Origin of the sequence: Methylibium petroleiphilum PM1 (genome assembly GCF_000015725.1) — a bacterium.
Lineage (GTDB): Bacteria > Pseudomonadota > Gammaproteobacteria > Burkholderiales > Burkholderiaceae_C > Methylibium > Methylibium petroleiphilum.
The window spans coordinates 1,719,960-1,737,034 of the sequence record NC_008825.1 but is presented as its reverse complement, the minus strand read 5'-3'; the positions used below and the strand labels follow the sequence as shown (position 1 = coordinate 1,737,034).

The window sequence follows — 17,075 nt, the reverse complement described above, 5'->3', positions numbered from 1 at the left end:
ACGCCATGCCCTTGCTCGATCTCGGCATCGCCGGCGCCGGCCTGCTGGGCCGGCTGCTGGCCTGGCGGCTGGCGCGCGCCGGCCACCGCGTCAGCGTGTTCGACCCGGCGCCCGGCCCGCAGCCGCGCTTCGACGGCCAGGGCGCCGCGGCCTTCAGCGCGGCCGGCATGCTCAGCCCGCTGGCGGAACTCGACAACGCCGGCCCGGACATCGCGACGCTCGGCTGGCGTTCCATTTCGCTGTGGCGCGACATCGTCGCCGCACTGCCCGACCCGCCCGCCTTCGGCCAGCTCGGCAGCCTGCTGCTCGCGCACCGCAACGACTTCGCCACCGCGCAGCGCGTGCTGGCGCGCCTGGCGGCGGTCCCGGGCGCGACCGCCTCGCCGCTGTCGGCGCAGCAACTGGCCGACATGGAGCCCGCGCTGCAGCCGCCCGGCCATGCCTGGCTGCTTCCCGGCGAGGCGCAGATCGAGCCGGTGAAGGCAATGTTCTCGCTCTACCACCATGCCCCCGGCGTGCAGTGGCACTGGGGCTGCCGCGTCGGCACGCTGCACGACGGCGCGCTGCAGATCGACGGCGCCGAGTCCGGCTGGCGGCGCTTCGACACGGTGTTCGACGTGCGCGGCCTCGGCGGGCGGCCGACGCTGCCGCTGCGCGGCGTACGCGGCGAGACCGTGTGGCTGCACGCCCCCGGCCACGGCCTGTTGCGGCCGGTGCGGCTGCTGCACCCGCGGCACCGCGTCTACCTGGTGCCGCGACCCGGCGACATCGTGCTGCTGGGCGCGACCGAGATCGAGAGCGAGGACCGTTCGCCGATGTCGCTGCGCAGCGCCGTCGAGCTGATGGCCGCCGCGCACAGCGTGATGCCGGCGCTGGCCGAGTCACGCATCCTGCGGCTCGACCGCAACCTGCGCCCGGCGCTGCCCGACAACCGGCCGCACATCGACGTCACGCCGCAGCGGGTGGCCGTCAACGGCCTGTTCCGTCACGGCTGGCTGCTGGCGCCGGCGCTGGTGGAGGACGCGCTGGCCGCCTGGGCAAGGCTGCGTGCCGACGCCGCGCTGCCCGGACCGGAGATCGAGCGATGAGCGGCCCGCCGGCACACGAGGACACGATGGTCACGGTGCATCTCGAGGGCCGCGGCTGCCGGCTCGCACGCGGCAGCACGCTGGCCGACCTGCTGCGCCTGCTCGGCCAAGCGCCCGAGGCCATCACCACCGCCGTCAACGGCGAGTTCGTCGCCCGTGCCCTGCGCGCCGGCCACGTGCTGCAGGACGGCGACGAGATCCTGCTGTTCCAACCCATCGTCGGCGGTTGAGCCCATCGATCCCCGCACGACCGCTTTTCCACGAGGACCTCCCCATGCTCCAAGCAACCCCGGCCGTCCCCCCGCCAGCCGACATGGCCAACGACGATCCCTGGCAGGTGGGCGGCGTGCGCCTGCACAGCCGTTTCCTGCTCGGCACCGCCGGCTACCCTTCTCCGGCGGTGCTGCAGGGCGCGCTGCGTGCGGCGCGCACGCAGGTGGTCACCGTGGGCCTCAAGCGCACGCTCGCGGCGGCCGGCGACAACGGCTACATCGCCACCATCCGCCAGACCCTGCGCGACACCGGCGCGCGCCTGCTGCCCAACACCGCCGGCTGCCGCACCGCGCGCGAGGCCGTGCAACTGGCGCACATGGCGCGCGAGCTCTACGACACGCCCTGGCTCAAGCTCGAGGTGGTGGGCGACGAGCACACGCTGCAGCCCGATCCGTTCGAGCTGCTGACGGCGGCCTCGCAGCTGGTGCGCGACGGCTTCACCGTGTTTCCCTACTGCACCGACGATCTCGTCAGCTGCCGTCGCCTGCTCGATGCCGGCTGCCCGCTGCTGATGCCCTGGGGCGCGCCGATCGGCTCGGGCCAGGGCCTGCTGAATCCGTTCGCGCTGCGCACGCTGCGCGAACGCCTGCCGGACACCACACTGATCATCGACGCCGGACTCGGCGCGCCCTCGCATGCCGCGCAGGCGCTGGAGCTGGGCTTCGACGCGGTCCTGCTCAACTCCGCCGTCGCGCACGCGCGCGAACCGGTGGCGATGGCGCGTGCCTTCCGCCTGGCCGTCGAAGCCGGCCGCGCCGCCTGGCGGGCCGGCGTCATGGCGCGCCAGGACTTCGCCGTCGCCAGCACGCCGGTCAGCGGCCAGCCCTTCACGCTGCCGGACCCGCCGGCCGGCTCGGCGGCGCTGCGGGCGGACGCGTCATGACGGCGGAGCGCACGACCCGTCCGGTGGTCTGGAGCATCGCCGGCACCGACAGCGGCGGCGGCGCCGGCCTCAGCGCCGACCAGCGCGCGGCCGACGCCTTCGGCGTGCACCTCTGCCCGGTGGTGTCGGCCGTCACCGCGCAGAACTCGCTCGCGGTCACGCGCATCGAGCGGCTCCCGCCGCTTGCGCTGGAGGCGCAACTGGAGGCGCTGGCCGACGACCTGCCGCCCCAGGTGGTGAAGACCGGGCTGCTCGGCGGCGCGGAACATGTGCGGCGGGTCGCGCACTGGATCGACCGGCTGCGGCGCCGTCAGCCGGTGGCGCTGGTGGTCGACCCGGTGCTGGCGGCCAGCAGCGGCGCCACCTTCGCCGACCCCGACACGCTGGCCGCCTACCGCGAGCTGCTGCTGCCCCGCGCCACGCTGATCACCCCGAACCGCCGCGAGGCGGCTGCGCTGCTGGGCCAGCCCGAGGCTGGCACGGCCGGCCTGCCGGCTCAGGCGCTGGCGCTGCGGCGCCGCGGCGCGCAGGCGGTCTGCATCACCGGCGGCGACGCCGCCGACCTCGACGGCCGCGTGCTGGACTGGATGGCCACCGAGCAGGCCGACGGCTGGCTCGCCGCGCCGCGCATCGCCACGCCACACCACCACGGTAGCGGCTGCACCTTCGCCAGCAGCGCGGCGGCCGCCCTGGCGCTCGGCTTCGTGCCGGCCGACGCGCTGGTACTGGCCAAGATGGCGACCGGCCACGCACTGCGCCACGCTCACCCGGCCGGCGCGGGCCGCGGGCCGGTGCGGGCCGCGGCCGGGTTCGCCAGCGATCCGAGCCTGATGCCCTGGCTGTCGTGGGGCGCTGCGCCGGTGTTCGCGCCGGCTGCCGAGTCTGAGGCACCGCCCGCCTCGCTCGGCCTCTATGCCATCGTCGACAGCGCCGCGCGGGCGGAGCAGGTGCTGGCCGCCGGCGTCCGCACGCTGCAGCTGCGCCTCAAGACGCCAGCCGTCCCCGACGCCGGCTGGCATCCCGCGTTGCGTGCCACCTTGCAGCGCGGCATCGCCGCAGCGCGCGGGACCGGCGCCGCGCTGTTCGTCAACGACCACTGGCAGCTCGCCGCCGAACTGGGTGCCCCCGGCGTGCACCTGGGCCAGGAGGACCTGCTGGCGCTGGGCGACGAGGGCCGGGCGCGGCTGCGCGCCAGCGGGCTCGCGCTCGGCATCAGCTCGCACAGCCTGTGGGAGCTGGCGCGCGCCCGCACGCTGGCGCCCCACTACGTCGCCTGCGGCCCGGTCTGGCCCACGCTGACCAAGGCCATGCCGTGGCGGCCCCAGGGCCTGGACAACCTGGCGTGGTGGTGCGCCATGGCCGGCCGGCCGGTGGTCGCGATCGGCGGCATCCTGACGCCCGAGCGGGTGGAAGCCGCGGCGCGCTGCGGCGCCGACGGCGTGTGTGCGGTCCGCGTGCTGGGCGACGACCCGGCGCGCGTGCTGCCGTCGCTGCAGCGCGCGCTGCAGGCCGGGCGCCAGGCTCCCACGCCGGCGCCGGTGCCCGCGCTGCCGCACCCCTCGCTCGCCCTGAGCGTCGCACCCCGGCCCTCCTGAGCGACGGGCGTCGCTGCGACAGGTGTGTCTCGTACCGATGCGCCGGTGCGACACCGGCCCGCCGTGCGCCGCGGCGGGCCGCCCGCGAGGCCGAGATTGTGGCGACGCCACCACGAACGCGCACCTCTCGCCCGGGGCTGTTGTCGCGCCGGCCATGGGCATGGCGATTGCACCTCCAGCCCGCCTGCGAACAGACAGGTGCGGCCCGCGCCCCGCGGGTCGACGAACGAGTGCATCCACCCCAAGGAGACAAACCACATGAATGCATTGAACGCGATCTCGCTCAGCGTCGGCCTCTGGGTCGGCATCTGGTGCTTCGCCACGCTCGGCTACCTGGAGCCCAAGGTGATGACCTGGATCACCTTCCTGACCTGGGCCTCGTTCTACGCCGCCGGCGGCGGCAAGGCCGGGCTCGTGAAGGCGATCGCCAGCGCCTTCGCCGGCACGCTGATCTCGGCGGCGATCGTCTGGCTCAACGGCCAGCTCGGCGGCGGGGTGCAGGGCGTGGGCCTGGTGATCTTCAGCCTGCTGCTCGCGGTGCTGGGCTGGGCGCTGTGTCAGCTGTCGAAGGTGGACCTGTTCAGTTTCATCCCCGGTGCCTTCATCGGCGCGGCGTCGTTCTTCGGTGCCGGCGCGCCGCTCGACGGCAAGCTGGGCTGGGTGCTGGTGTCCATCGTGTGCGGCGCCGTGATGGGGCTGATCTCGGAGCGCGTGGGCCAGGCGATGACCGCCAAGGCGCCGGCCTGAACCACGCCGGCATCGCACGATGACGACCCGCAGCGGCGGCACGACGGCACGCCGGCCGCTGCGGATTCCCGGCCCCCCTGGAGAACGCCCGTGACGCGCCTGACCCTCAAGGGCACCCCCGTCTACACCGAAGGCCACCTGCCGGTGGTCGGCCACGAGGCGCCCAAGTTCACGCTGACAGGCAAGGACCTGGTCGACGTCGGCCTCGAGCAGTTCGGCATGCAGCGCAAGCTGCTCAACATCGTGCCCAGCCTGGAGATGCCGACCTGCGCGGCGTCGCTGCGCCGCTTCAACGACCACGCGCGCCAGACCCCCGGCACCGTGGTGCTGTCGATCTCGCACGACCTGCCATTCGCCACGCAGAGCCGCATCGACGCGGCCCAGCTCGACCGCGTGGTCGCGCTGTCGCTGTTCCGCAGCCCGCATTTCGCGCGCGCCTACGGCGTCGACATCGTCAGCGGCCCGCTCAAGGGCCTGACCGCGCGTGCGGTGCTGGTCCTCGACGGCCACAACCGCGTGCTGCACGCGCAGCTGGTGCGCGAGATCACCGACGAACCCGACTACGCGCTGGCCGCTGCCGCGCTGACCCGAAGCTGCTGATCCGCCACCGCCGGGCGCGACCGATGCGTCGGCGCGACGGCTGTCGCATCGAGCCTGTCACACCTGTCTCGCTGCGACGCCGCAGCGTCCGCGCCCGATCGCACTGCCGTGGGGCGAATCCAGCATCGGCGCGGCCTGCAGCCCGATTCGCCACGGCGCCCCCGGCATGGCACGCGGCTTGCGCTGACAGCCGCATAACGAAATCTGGAGACTTCCGCATGTCCGCTCCCGGAGCGAGCTCGGCACCCTGCATCGGCATCATCGCGAACCCCGTGTCGGCGCGCGATATCCGCCGCATCATCGCGAACGCCGGCAACCTGCAGATCACCGATCGCGTGAGCATCGTGATGCGCGTGATGAGCGCGGCCGGCGCGATGGGCGTGAAGAAGGTTCTGATGATGCCGGACAACGGCGGCATCCGCGCCATGCTGACGCGCAACCTCAAGCGCGAGCACGAGATGCATCACGCCTTCCCGGAGCTCGAGTTCGTGGACATGGAACCCACGACCACGGTGAACGACACCTTCACCGCAGCGCGCCTGATGCGCCAGGCCGGCGTGCGGGCGATCGTCGTGCTCGGCGGCGACGGCACCCACCGCGCAGTGGTGCGCGAATGTGCGGACATCCCGATCGCCGGCTTGTCCACCGGCACCAACAATGCCTTCCCCGAGATGCGCGAGTCGACCATCACCGGCATCGCGGTCGGTCTCTACGCCTCGGGCCAGTTGAGCGACGCGCAGGCGCTGATGCCGAACAAGCTGCTCGAGGTGTCGATCAACGAGGGCGAGCGGCGCGACATCGCGCTGGTCGACGCGGTGATCTCGACCGATCGCTTCATCGGCGCACGCGCGGTCTGGAAGACCGAGAGCCTGGCCGCCGCCTACCTGACCTTCGCCGAACCGCAGGCGATCGGCCTGTCCGCCATCGGCGGGCTGCTGCACCCGGTCGGCCGGCGCGACCCGGGCGGCCTGGCCATCCAGCTCAGCGAAGACCCCGCGACGCGCAAGCTCCAGCTGCTGGCGCCGATCGCGCCGGGCATGGTGCGTCCGGTCGGCATCGCGCACTGGGAAGCCATGCCGGCCGGCCAGCCCTTCGCCGTGGCGCTCGACGCCGGCGTGGTGGCGCTCGACGGCGAGCGCGAGCTGACCTTCGACACCGGCGACCGCGTGGAGATCACGCTGCGCGAGAACGCTTTCCCCACGGTGGACGTGGCCCGTTGCATGCAGCTCGCTGCGAGCGAAGGCCTGTTCCGCCTCATGACCCACCCAGCCTAGATAGGAGACAACACCATGGCAGGCAAGAACCCGTTCCCTCTGAGCAAGGAAGCGCTGCTGAATTGCTATCGCTCGATGCGCACGATCCGTGATTTCGAGGAACGACTGCACGTGGACTTCGGCCGCGGCGACATCCCCGGCTTCGTGCACCTGTACGCCGGTGAGGAGGCAGGCGGCGTGGGCATCATGAGCCACCTGGGCGACGGTGACCGCATCGCCTCCACGCACCGCGGCCACGGCCACTGCATCGCCAAGGGCGTGGACGTCGTCGCGATGATGAAGGAGATCTACGGCAAGAAGGGTGGCTGCGGCAACGGCAAGGGCGGCTCGATGCACATCGCCGACCTGTCCAAGGGCATGATGGGTGCCAACGGCATCCTCGGCGCCGGCGCACCGCTGATCTGCGGCGCGGCTCTGGCCGCGAAGTTCCGCAAGAAGAACGAGGTCGGCATCTGCTTCGTCGGTGACGGCGCCTCCAACCAGGGCACCTTCCTCGAGAGCCTGAACCTGGCCGCGGTGTGGACCCTGCCGGTGATCTTCGTCGTCGAGAACAACGGCTACGCCGAATCGACCTCGCGCGACTACGGCACCGCGGTGGACAGCTACGTCGACCGCGCCTCCGGCTTCGGCATGCCCGGCATCACGGTGGACGGCACCGACTTCTTCGCAGTCTACGAGGCCGCCGGCGAAGTGATCAAGCGCGCCCGTGAAGGCGGCGGCCCCTCGCTGCTCGAAGTGAAGATGGTCCGCTTCTACGGCCACTTCGAGGGCGACGCGCAGACCTACCGCGCCCCGGGCGAGCTCGACGACATCCGCACCAACCAGGACTGCCTGCTGAAGTTCAAGGCGCATGTCACGAAGGCCGGCGTGATCAGCGCGGCGGAACTCGAGGCGATCGACAAGGAAGTGGCCGCACTGATCGAAGACGCGGTGAAGCAGGCCAAGGCCGCCCCGCTGCCCACCGCCGCCGACCTGCTGACCGACGTGTACGTGTCCTACTGAAGCGCGCGCACACCACAAGACACCCGAACAGACCCAGGAGACATTTCATGGCCAGAAAAATCAGCATGAAGCAGGCGATCAACGAGGCGCTTGATCAGGAAATGACGCGCGACCCGTCGGTGATCGTGCTCGGCGAGGACATCGTCGGCGGCGCCGGCGGCCAGGGCGAGATGGACGCGTGGGGCGGCGTGCTCGGCGTGACCAAGGGCCTGTACGCCAAGCATGGCGACCGCCTGATGGACACACCGCTGTCCGAGAGCGCCTACGTCGGAGCGGCCGTCGGTGCGGCCGCCTGCGGCATGCGTCCTGTCGCCGAACTGATGTTCATCGACTTCATGGGCGTGTGCTTCGACCAGATCTTCAACCAGGCCGCCAAGTTCCGCTACATGTTCGGCGGCAAGGCCGAGACGCCGGTCGTGATCCGCGCGATGGTCGGCGCCGGCTTCCGCGCCGCCGCCCAGCACAGCCAGATGCTGACGCCGCTGTTCACCCACATCCCCGGCCTGAAGGTGGTGTGCCCGAGCACGCCCTACGACACCAAGGGCATGCTGATCCAGGCGATCCGCGACAACGACCCGGTGATCTTCTGCGAGCACAAGAACCTCTACGGCTTCGAGGGCGAGGTGCCCGAGGCCTCGTACGCGATCCCGTTCGGCGAGGCGAACGTGGTGCGTGAAGGCAAGCACGCCACCATCGTGACCTACGGTCTGATGGTGCACCGCTCGCTCGACGCCGCCGCCACACTGGCCAAGGAAGGTGTCGAGGTCGAGATCGTCGACCTGCGCTCGCTGTCGCCGATCGACATGGACACAGTGCTGGACAGCGTCACGAAGACCGGCCGCCTGATCTGCGTCGACGAGGCCAGCCCGCGCTGCAACATCGGTACCGACGTGTCGGCCCAGGTCGCGATGCAGGCCTTCGGCGCGCTCAAGGCCCAGATCGAACTGGTGTCGCCGCCGCACGTGCCGGTGCCCTTCTCCCCGACCCTCGAGGATCTCTACATTCCGTCGGCCGCGCAGGTCGCCGACGCGGTGCGCCGCACCATGAAAGGAAAGCACTGATGTCCGGCATCACTCCCATCGTCATGCCCAAGTGGGGCCTGTCGATGTCCGAAGGCACCGTCGTCGCCTGGCTGGTCGACGTGGGTGACGAGATCGAGGTGGGCACGCCCATCCTCGACGTGGAAACCGACAAGATCGCCAACGCGGTCGAGGCGCCGGACCCCGGCGTGCTGCGCCGCAAGGTGGCCAGCGACGGCGAACTGCTGCCGGTGAAGGCGCTGCTCGGCGTGATGGGCGGCAGCGACGTCAGCGATGCCGACATCGACGCCTACATCGCGTCCTACGTGATGCCCGCGGCAGACGAGGACGACGAAGCCAGCGCCGGCCCGGCCTACCTGTACGCCGATGTCGACGGCACCCGCATCCGCTACGCCCGCAAGGGTGCGGAAGACGGCACCCCGGTGCTGTTCATCCACGGCTACGGCGGCGACCTGGACAACTGGCTGTTCAACATCGACGCCGTCGGCGAGAAGAGCCCCGTGATCGCGCTCGACCTGCCGGGTCACGGCCAGTCGGACGCCAAGCTGCCGGGTGCGAGCCTCGAGGCGCTGGCGGACTTCGTGGCGCGCTTCATGGCCGTGATCGACGTGGCGCAGGCGCACGTGGTCGGCCACTCGATGGGCGGCGCGATCGCCTCCCAGCTGGCGTTGTCGCACCCGAAGCGCGTGGCCTCGCTGAGCCTGATCGCCAGCGCCGGCCTCGGCCCGGACATCAACAACGGCTACACCGAGGGCTTCGCCAACGCCGCATCGCGCCGTGACCTGAAGCCGGTGCTGGAGCAGTTGTTCAAGGACCCGGGGCTGGTGAGCCGCCAGATGGTCGACGATGTGCTGAAGTACAAGCGCCTCGACGGCGTGAGCGAGGTGCTGGCCACGCTGGGTCGCGGTCTGTTCGCGGCCGGGCGCCAGGCGTCGCAGCCCGGTCTGCAGCTCGAGTCGACCGGCAAGCCGGTGCTCGTGGTCTGGGGTCGCGACGACCAGGTGGTGCCGGCGGCCCATGCCGGCAACGCCCCGGCCGGCGCGACGGTGGAGGTGTTCGACGACGCCGGCCACATGGTCCAGATGGAACGGGCCAACGACGTCAACCGGCTGCTCAAGCAGCATGTGGGCGGCTGAGTCGCACCACGCCGCACCGATGGTCGAACCGTCGGTACGGCGCCAGTTCACCCTGCTCGACGGCGCGCCCGCCGACAGCGACGGCGTGGCCATCGAGCAGGCGCTGCTGCAGCGCGCGGCCGAAGGCGTGGCCGTGGCGCACGTGTGGGAGGCCACGCCCGGCTTCGTGGTGCCGGCCTCCTACAGGCGCTTCGAGCGCTTCGAGGCCGCCTGTGCCATTTTCGCGGCGCAGGGTCTGCCGGTGCAGGTGCGTTGCTCGGGCGGCGGACTGGTGCCGCAGGGGCCGGGCATGGTGAACCTCAGCCTGGCGTGGCGTACCCACGCCGCCATGGGTTCGGCTGCCGATGCGGTGTACACGGCACTGTGCCGCCTGTTGCAGGCGAGTGCAGCCACGTTCGGCATCCTCGCGACGCCGCAGGCGGTGTCGGGTTCGTTCTGCGATGGCCGCTACAACCTCGCGGTGAACGGTCGCAAGGTCGCCGGCACCGCGCAGTACTGGCGGCGCGCCAGCGCGTCCGAGCAGATCGTGCTCGCCCACGCCTGCCTGCTGGTCGACGCCGATCTGGACACGCTGACCCGCCATGCGAATGCCTTCGAGGCCGAGATCCGCAGCGACCGCGTCTACCGCAGCGACGCCATCACCAACCTCGCCCGCGGCTCCGGCGGCCCGGTGCCGGCCGGCGGCACGCGCCGCCGCATCACGCCGCCGCACGTCGTGAGGCTGCTGCAACAGGGCGCCAGCTCCAGCACAGTGCTGTGCTGACACGGAGCCTGTCATGACTTACGACCCGCTCGCCAAGCAGAAGGCGCAAGCCAAGACGGCGCGCATCCCGATCAAGGTGGTGGCGGCCGAGACGCTGAAGAAGCCCGACTGGATCCGCGTCAAGGCCGGCAGCCCCAGCACCCGCTTCTACGAGATCAAGCAGATCCTGCGCGAGCACAAGCTCCACACCGTCTGCGAAGAGGCCAGCTGCCCGAACATCGGCGAGTGCTTCGGCAAGGGCACCGCCACCTTCATGATCATGGGCGACAAGTGCACCCGGCGCTGCCCGTTCTGCGACGTCGGCCACGGCCGCCCCGACCCGCTCGACCCCGACGAACCGCAGAACCTGGCCAAGACCATCGCCGCGCTCAAGCTCAGCTACGTGGTCATCACCAGCGTCGACCGCGACGACCTGCGCGACGGCGGCGCGGCCCACTTCGTCGAGTGCATCCGCCAGGTGCGGGCCCTCTCCCCGGCCACCCGCATCGAGATCCTCACGCCCGACTTCCGCGGCCGCGCCGACCGCGCGCTGGAGATCTTGAAGGCGGCCCCGCCGGACGTGATGAACCACAACCTCGAGACCGCCCCGCGCCTGTACAAGGAAGCGCGGCCCGGCTCGGACTACCAGTTCAGCCTGGACCTGCTCAAGCGCTTCAAGGCCTTCGCCCCGGGCGTGCCGACCAAGAGCGGGATCATGGTCGGGCTGGGCGAGACGGACGAGGAGATCCTGCAGGTCATGCGCGACATGCGTGCGCACGACATCGACATGATCACCATCGGGCAGTACCTGGCGCCCAGCGGGCACCACCTGCCGGTGCGGCGCTACGTGACGCCCGAGACCTTCAAGCGCTTCGAGGCCGAGGCCTACGCGATGGGCTTCAGCCACGCCGCCGTGGGCGCCATGGTGCGCTCGAGCTACCACGCCGACCAGCAGGCCCACGCCGCGGGTGTGGGTGTCGTCGCAGGCTGAACGCACCGCCGCGGAGAAACACCATGCCGCTCGGTGAGTTCGAGCTGATCGACCGCTATTTCAAGCGTCCTGCGCGGCGTGCCGCGCTCGGCGTCGGCGACGATTGCGCGCTGCTGCGCGTGAAGCCCGGCATGTCGCTGGCGATCTCCAGCGACATGCTGGTCGAGGGCCGCCACTTCCTGTCGACGGTGAGACCCGAGCGGCTGGGCCACAAGGCGCTCGCGGTGAACCTGTCCGACCTGGCCGCCTGCGGTGCGCGTCCGCTGGCCTTCACGCTCGCGCTCTCGCTGCCCAGCGCCGACCCTGATTTCCTGGCCGATTTCGCGACCGGTCTGTTCCGCCTGGCCGACGAGCATGACTGCGAGCTGATCGGCGGCGACACCACGGCCGGTCCGCTGAACATCTGCATCACGGTGTTCGGCGAGGTGCCGGTCGGTGCAGCCTTGCTGCGCTCGGGCGCCCTGCCCGGCGACGACCTCTACGTCAGCGGCCAGCCCGGCCATGCACGCATCGCGCTGGAGGTGTTCCGCGGCACGCTGCAGGCCGACGGCGAGGTGTTCGAGACGGCCCGCATGGCGATGGAGATGCCGACGCCGCGCGTCGAGCTCGGCCTGGCGCTACGCGGCATCGCGACCAGCGCGGTCGACGTGTCCGACGGCCTGATCGGCGATCTGGGCCACATCCTCGAGAGTTCGGCCGTCGGTGCCACGCTGGACGTCGACGCGTTGCCGGAGTCGGCGCTGCTGACGCAGCTGCCGCCGTCACTGCGCCGCCAGTTCGCGCTGGCCGGCGGTGACGATTACGAACTGCTGTTCACGGCCCGGCGCGGTGACCGGCAGGCGGTGGTCGATGCCGCGTGGGCGGCCCAGACGCCGGTCACGCGCATCGGCGTCATCCAGGCCTCGGAGGGCTTGCGCCTGGTCGACGGACGGGGCTGCCCGGAGCGCGACATCTACGCCCGCTTCGACCACTTCAAGACCTGAACCCAGCACCCCTCACTGCGACGGCGGCTGCTTCGACAGGAACTGGATGTAGGCCACCAACTCCCAGATCTGCTCGGGCGTGAAGGCATTGCCCCACGGCGGCATGATGTCCGAACCGCGGCGACCTTCGCTGATGGTCTTGTAGGCATCGGCCGCCACGAATTTCGTGTTGCCCTTGAACGGCGGCGTCTTGCCGCCCTCGCCCTCGGCACCGTGGCAGTAGGCGGAGCAGGTGGAGTTGAAGCGCTTCTTGCCGGCCTCGATGCGCGCGACGTCGTTCAGATCGAAACTCGGTGCGGCAGCACCGCCGGCAGGCGCCGACTCGTTGGCGGGCTTGGGCGGCGGCGTGCCGATCGCCGGACCGACGGCACACGCCAGCACGGCGGCGAGGGTCACGAGGCGGGGGCTCAGCAGGCTCTTCATCGGAAAGACTTCCTTCGTTCTCGTTTCACAAGGTCAAGGGGGAGGACGGCCACTAACCGTCCTCCCCGTCACGGCGCAGCGAGCGCCGTGTTCAGAACATCACGCGTCGAGCATCAGTCGACGGCGAACACCAGCAGCGCAGCGCCACCCGGCAGGTTGCGGATCTGCGGGAAGGCTCCGGTCAGGAAGCCCGGCGCGTGCGAGCCCAGGCCGGTCGGGATCGCAATGTACTGCTTGCCCTTGACCGAGTAGCTGATCGGGCCGCCGCGAGCGCCCGAGCCGGCCGCGAACTTCCACAGCTCCTTGCCATTGTCGGCGTCGAAGGCGAACAGGTTGCCGTACATGTCGCCGGTGAACACCAGGCCGCCGCCGGTGGCCAGTGCCGAGCTGAGCGGCGGCATGTCGAAGCGCACCTTCCAGGCCTGCTTGCCGGTCAGCGGATCGAAGGCGGCGAGCCAGCCGTCGGCCTTCTTGCCCGGGGGATCGGTCAGCTTGATGTCCGACAGGCCGAGCGACAGACCGCCGATGCCGGGCACCGGGCCCTGCTTCGCGCTGGTCACGAAGTTGCAGACCTCCATGCCGTGCGAGTACCAGAGCTTGGTGTTCGGGTTGTAGGCGCCGTGGTTCCAGCTGCGCGCACCCAGCAGGTTGGGACAGTGCAGCTTCTGCTTGTCGGTCTCCGGATACACCGGGTCGATCGGCAGGCCAGTCTTGGGATCCACGCCCTTGGCCCAGTTCATGTTCTCGGTGTACTGCCACGCATTGCGCATGGCGCCGGTGTCCTTGTCCATGACGTAGACGAAGCCGTTCTTGTTCAGGTGAACGAGCACGTTCTTGCCCTTGCCGTCCGGCACCAGCAGCGCCTCGTAGGCCGCGTCGAAGTCCCAGGTGTCCATCGGGACCTCCTGGCGGTGCCACTTGACCTTGCCGGTCTTGGGGTCGAGCGCCAGCAGCGTGGCGGTGTAGAGGTTGTCGCCCTTGCGGTCGTCGTGGTTGAAGTCCGGCGCAGCGTTGCTAGTGCCGATGTAGATGGTGTCGGTCGTCGGGTCGTAGGTGCCCGGCAGCCAGGCCGAGCCGCCGCCGACCTTGCGGCTGTCGCCGGGCCAGCTCTTCGGGTCGTCCTTCGGCACCTCGAAGGTCCAGGTGCGCGCGCCGGTGTCGGCGTTGACGGCGAAGATCTTGCCGATGATCGGCTGGTCGCCGCCGGTGGTTCCACCGAACAGCGTGTCGCCGGCCAGTTGCGGCGGCGAGGAGAACAGCGCGCCGTAGTCCTTCTTCATGTCGCTGAGCTGGGTCGACCACAGCTCCTTGCCGGTCTTCTGGTCGAGCGCGACGAAGCGGCCGTCCAGCGTGCCGATGAACACCTTGCCGCGGCCCACGGTGACGCCGCGGCTGGCCGAGCCATAGAACACTTCCTTGACGATCGGGTCGAGCTTGGCGGTGTAGCGCCAGATGATCTTGCCGGTGGCCGCGTCGAGCGCGAACACGTTGTTGTCCGGCGCGATGGTGTACATGACACCGTCGATCACGATCGGCGTGGCCTGCAGGCCGTGGGTGATGGTGCCGGGTTGGTGGATCCAGGCCACCTTGAGCTTGCTGACGTTGGACTTGTTGATCTGGTCCAGCGGGCTGAAGCGCCACGCGTTGAAGCTGCGGTGGTACTGGGGCCAGTTGTTGGGGTCGTCGAAGCCGGGGCCACTGCCCGCAGCGCCCGCGGGTGCCGCGGCGAACAGGCCGACGGTCAGGGCCGCGGCGAGTGCCGCCAGCTGTTTCTTGTTGCCGCTGGGAAAGTGATTCATCTCATCGTCTCCATGGTGGTTTTTTAGGTGCTTCTCGTGCGCCGACACACGGTATCGCAGGAGCCCCGGGCACCACAAAGGCAGTTTCCATGCCACGCGCCGCAGAGGCATCGCAAGCGCTCCGGGCCGCGTCACGCTGCAGATGTCGCGGCGCGACGATCGGCGCGACACGTGTCGCAGCCACGGCGCCGCCGACTGCGCGCTTGGGCATCCGGGCGAGCGCGTGAGCTGCGATGGCGCGAACCCGCCATCGCAGCTCCCCACCGATTTATTGCATTTCCCTATCCGGTGGCTCGCGCCATGAATACGGGAATTCGTCCCGACATTTATCGCGCGGGAAATTATCCCGGATCGTGTCGGGTCGGGAATTAATCCCTGCCGAAATGGCATGTGTCCTGCAGCCCAAGGCCGCGCAGGCAGTTTGTCGCTATCCCGCAAATTGCCTGCCGGACCGGTCGGCCGCGTGCCTGCCGAATATATGGAGACAAGGGACGGGCGCCACGCGTCGTCCCACAACGAGGAGCAAGACAATGTCGATCAGAACCACGGCGCTGCTGACGGCGACGGCCGCTGCGTGCATCGCTGCAAGTGCCGCCGAGACCGGCAACTGGCGCGAGTACAACGGCGACAAGGCGGGATCCCGCTTCGAGCCGGGCGTGAACGTCACGCTGCAGAGCGTGAAGTCGATGAAGGTGGCCTGGCGCGTGCCACTGCCCGGCAACCAGTTGCCGATCGACAACCCGGAGTTGCGCACCTGGGTCAACCAGTCCACGCCGCTGGCGGTCAACGGCGTGCTGTACTCCAGTTCGCCGCTGGGCATCGTGACCGCGCTCGACGGCGCCACCGGCAAGACGCTGTGGACCTGGGACGGCGGCGGTTGGGCCGACGGCACACCGCCGAACCTGGGCTTCATCAGCCGCGGCGTGACCTACTGGGAAAAGGGCGAGGACCGGCGGCTCTTCGTCGGCACGCCCGACGCCTACCTCGTCGCACTGAACGCGAAGACCGGCAAGCCGATCGAGAGCTGGGGTGACAAGGGTCGCATCGATCTGACCAAGGGCCTGCGCCGCCCGGTCGACCGCTCGCTGGTGAGCCCGACCACGCCGCCGATCATCTGCGGCGGACAGGTGATCCCCAGCCTCGCCGTCCTCGACTCCTTCGCGATCGGCCGCGACCCGCTGAAGAACCACCCGCCCGGCGACGTGCGCGGCTTCGACCTGATGACCGGCAAGCAGAGCTGGGTGTTCCATGCGCCGCCGCAGAAGGGCGAGCCCGGCAACGAGACGTGGGAAGGCGACTCGGCGCAGTCGACCGGCGGCATGAACATGTGGACGCGCGCGAGCTGCGACGACGAGCAGGGGCTGGTCTACCTGCCGCTGTCGACGCCGGCGAACGACTTCTACGGCGGCCAGCGCAAGGGCGACGGCCTGTTCGGCGAGTCGCTGGTGGCGCTGAACGCCAAGACCGGCAAGATCGCGTGGTACTACCAGATCGTGCACCACGGCATCTGGGACTACGACCTGCCGGCCGCGCCGAACCTGATGGACCTCACCGTCGACGGCCGCAAGATCAAGGCCGCGGTGCAGGTGACCAAGCAGGGCTTCGTGTTCGCGTTCGACCGAGTCAACGGCAAGCCGATCTGGCCGATCGAGGAGAAGGCGGTGCCGCAGTCCACCGTGCCCGGCGAGAAGTCGTCGCCGACGCAGCCCTTCCCCAGCAAGCCGGCGCCCTTCGTGCAGCAGGGCGTAACCGAGGACGACCTGATCGACCTGACGCCCAAGCTGAAGGAGGAGGCGAAGAAGATCCTGGCGCGCTACAACTACGGCCCGCTCTACTTCCCGCCGACGCTCGACAAGGCCGGCACGCTGGAAGTGCCGGGCGTGCTCGGCGGTGCCAGCTGGGTGGGCGCCGCGCACAACCCGAAGTCCAACGTGCTCTACGTGCCCTCGTTCACGATCCCGTTCGGCATCAAGCTGAAGAAGGGGACGACCGGCCTGTACGACTACACCGGCACCTGGGCCGGTGTCGGTGGTCCGGACGGGCTGCCGCTGTTCAAGCCGCCGTTCAGCACCGTCACCGCGATCGACATGAACACCGGCAAGCACCTGTGGCGCATCCCGGCCGGCCGCGGCCCGGTCGATCACCCGGCCCTGAAGGACCTGAAGCTCGACCGCGTGGGTGTGCCGCGCCAGAGCCACATCGCTCTGACCGAGAACGTGCTGTTCCTCGCACCGGAGGGCACCAACAGCGTCATCGGCCTGTCGGCACGCGGCAACGCGCTGATCACGCAGGCCACGAAGGAGGAGCCCGAGCCCTTCCTCTACGCGCATGACGCGAAGACCGGCGCGCTGGTTGGCGAGGTCCGTCTGCCCGGCGGCGTGTTCGGCAACCTGATGACCTACTCCGCCGGCGGCAAGCAGTTCGTCGTCGCGCCGATCGGGGGAGCCGGCCTCCCGGCCGAACTGGTGGCCGTGCAGGTGAACTGACCCGGCCCGGCAC

At 70.3% G+C, this 17,075-nt stretch carries 16 protein-coding genes; 14 read left to right on the top strand and 2 right to left on the bottom strand.

Annotated features, from left to right (window positions below; translation table 11 throughout):
* Nucleotides 1–5 precede the first annotated feature (5 nt).
* The 13 genes from MPE_RS08115 (at nucleotide 6) to thiL (ending at nucleotide 12,354) form a co-directional block, all read left to right on the top strand.
* Nucleotides 6–1,088 carry an FAD-dependent oxidoreductase gene (locus MPE_RS08115; protein WP_011829208.1) on the top strand — a complete coding sequence of 361 codons (1,083 nt, stop codon included), beginning with the start codon at nucleotides 6–8 and terminating at the stop codon, nucleotides 1,086–1,088.
* Nucleotides 1,085–1,318, top strand: a complete 234-nt coding sequence (gene thiS, locus MPE_RS08110) for a sulfur carrier protein ThiS (protein WP_011829207.1) — start codon at nucleotides 1,085–1,087, stop codon at nucleotides 1,316–1,318. The genes MPE_RS08115 and thiS overlap by 4 nt, the downstream gene beginning before the upstream one ends.
* Nucleotides 1,319–1,362: 44 nt before the next feature.
* Nucleotides 1,363–2,244, top strand: a complete 882-nt coding sequence (locus tag MPE_RS08105; protein WP_011829206.1) for a thiazole synthase — start codon at nucleotides 1,363–1,365, stop codon at nucleotides 2,242–2,244.
* Nucleotides 2,241–3,839, top strand: a complete 1,599-nt coding sequence (thiD, locus tag MPE_RS08100) for a bifunctional hydroxymethylpyrimidine kinase/phosphomethylpyrimidine kinase (protein ID WP_011829205.1) — start codon at nucleotides 2,241–2,243, stop codon at nucleotides 3,837–3,839. The genes MPE_RS08105 and thiD overlap by 4 nt, the downstream gene beginning before the upstream one ends.
* A gap of 258 nt (nucleotides 3,840–4,097) precedes the next feature.
* Nucleotides 4,098–4,586: a DUF1097 domain-containing protein gene (locus tag MPE_RS08095; protein ID WP_011829204.1), complete on the top strand. Its 489-nt coding sequence runs from the start codon at nucleotides 4,098–4,100 to the stop codon at nucleotides 4,584–4,586.
* Between the two features lie 90 nt (nucleotides 4,587–4,676).
* Entirely contained in the window at nucleotides 4,677–5,186 is a 510-nt protein-coding gene (gene tpx, locus MPE_RS08090) for a thiol peroxidase (protein ID WP_011829203.1), read from the top strand.
* 218 nt (nucleotides 5,187–5,404) lie between these two features.
* Nucleotides 5,405–6,460: an ATP-NAD kinase family protein gene (locus tag MPE_RS08085; protein WP_011829202.1), complete on the top strand. Its 1,056-nt coding sequence runs from the start codon at nucleotides 5,405–5,407 to the stop codon at nucleotides 6,458–6,460.
* Between the two features lie 15 nt (nucleotides 6,461–6,475).
* Complete coding sequence (locus MPE_RS08080; protein ID WP_011829201.1) at nucleotides 6,476–7,462, top strand: thiamine pyrophosphate-dependent dehydrogenase E1 component subunit alpha; 987 nt, start codon at nucleotides 6,476–6,478, stop codon at nucleotides 7,460–7,462.
* Nucleotides 7,463–7,509: 47 nt separating this feature from the next.
* Nucleotides 7,510–8,523: an alpha-ketoacid dehydrogenase subunit beta gene (locus tag MPE_RS08075; protein ID WP_011829200.1), complete on the top strand. Its 1,014-nt coding sequence runs from the start codon at nucleotides 7,510–7,512 to the stop codon at nucleotides 8,521–8,523.
* Complete coding sequence (locus tag MPE_RS08070) at nucleotides 8,523–9,638, top strand: acetoin dehydrogenase dihydrolipoyllysine-residue acetyltransferase subunit (RefSeq protein ID WP_011829199.1); 1,116 nt, start codon at nucleotides 8,523–8,525, stop codon at nucleotides 9,636–9,638. Before MPE_RS08075 ends, MPE_RS08070 begins: the two co-directional genes overlap by 1 nt.
* Entirely contained in the window at nucleotides 9,625–10,401 is a 777-nt protein-coding gene (locus MPE_RS08065; protein ID WP_011829198.1) for a lipoyl protein ligase domain-containing protein, read from the top strand. Before MPE_RS08070 ends, MPE_RS08065 begins: the two co-directional genes overlap by 14 nt.
* A gap of 13 nt (nucleotides 10,402–10,414) precedes the next feature.
* Entirely contained in the window at nucleotides 10,415–11,371 is a 957-nt protein-coding gene (lipA, locus tag MPE_RS08060) for a lipoyl synthase (RefSeq protein ID WP_011829197.1), read from the top strand.
* Between the two features lie 23 nt (nucleotides 11,372–11,394).
* Nucleotides 11,395–12,354: a thiamine-phosphate kinase gene (gene thiL, locus MPE_RS08055; RefSeq protein WP_011829196.1), complete on the top strand. Its 960-nt coding sequence runs from the start codon at nucleotides 11,395–11,397 to the stop codon at nucleotides 12,352–12,354.
* Between the two features lie 12 nt (nucleotides 12,355–12,366).
* Here thiL and MPE_RS08050 read toward each other — a convergent pair whose 3' ends face one another.
* On the bottom strand, nucleotides 12,367–12,777 hold the full coding sequence (locus MPE_RS08050; RefSeq protein WP_011829195.1) for a c-type cytochrome: 411 nt from the start codon (nucleotides 12,775–12,777) through the stop codon (nucleotides 12,367–12,369).
* 113 nt (nucleotides 12,778–12,890) lie between these two features.
* Nucleotides 12,891–14,576, bottom strand: coding sequence for a pyrroloquinoline quinone-dependent dehydrogenase (locus tag MPE_RS08045; protein ID WP_011829194.1), 1,686 nt, complete (start codon nucleotides 14,574–14,576; stop codon nucleotides 12,891–12,893).
* Between the two features lie 530 nt (nucleotides 14,577–15,106).
* Between MPE_RS08045 and MPE_RS08040 the strand changes: the two genes are divergently transcribed.
* Nucleotides 15,107–17,062: a pyrroloquinoline quinone-dependent dehydrogenase gene (locus MPE_RS08040; RefSeq protein WP_011829193.1), complete on the top strand. Its 1,956-nt coding sequence runs from the start codon at nucleotides 15,107–15,109 to the stop codon at nucleotides 17,060–17,062.
* The last annotated feature ends 13 nt before the right edge of the window (nucleotides 17,063–17,075 follow it).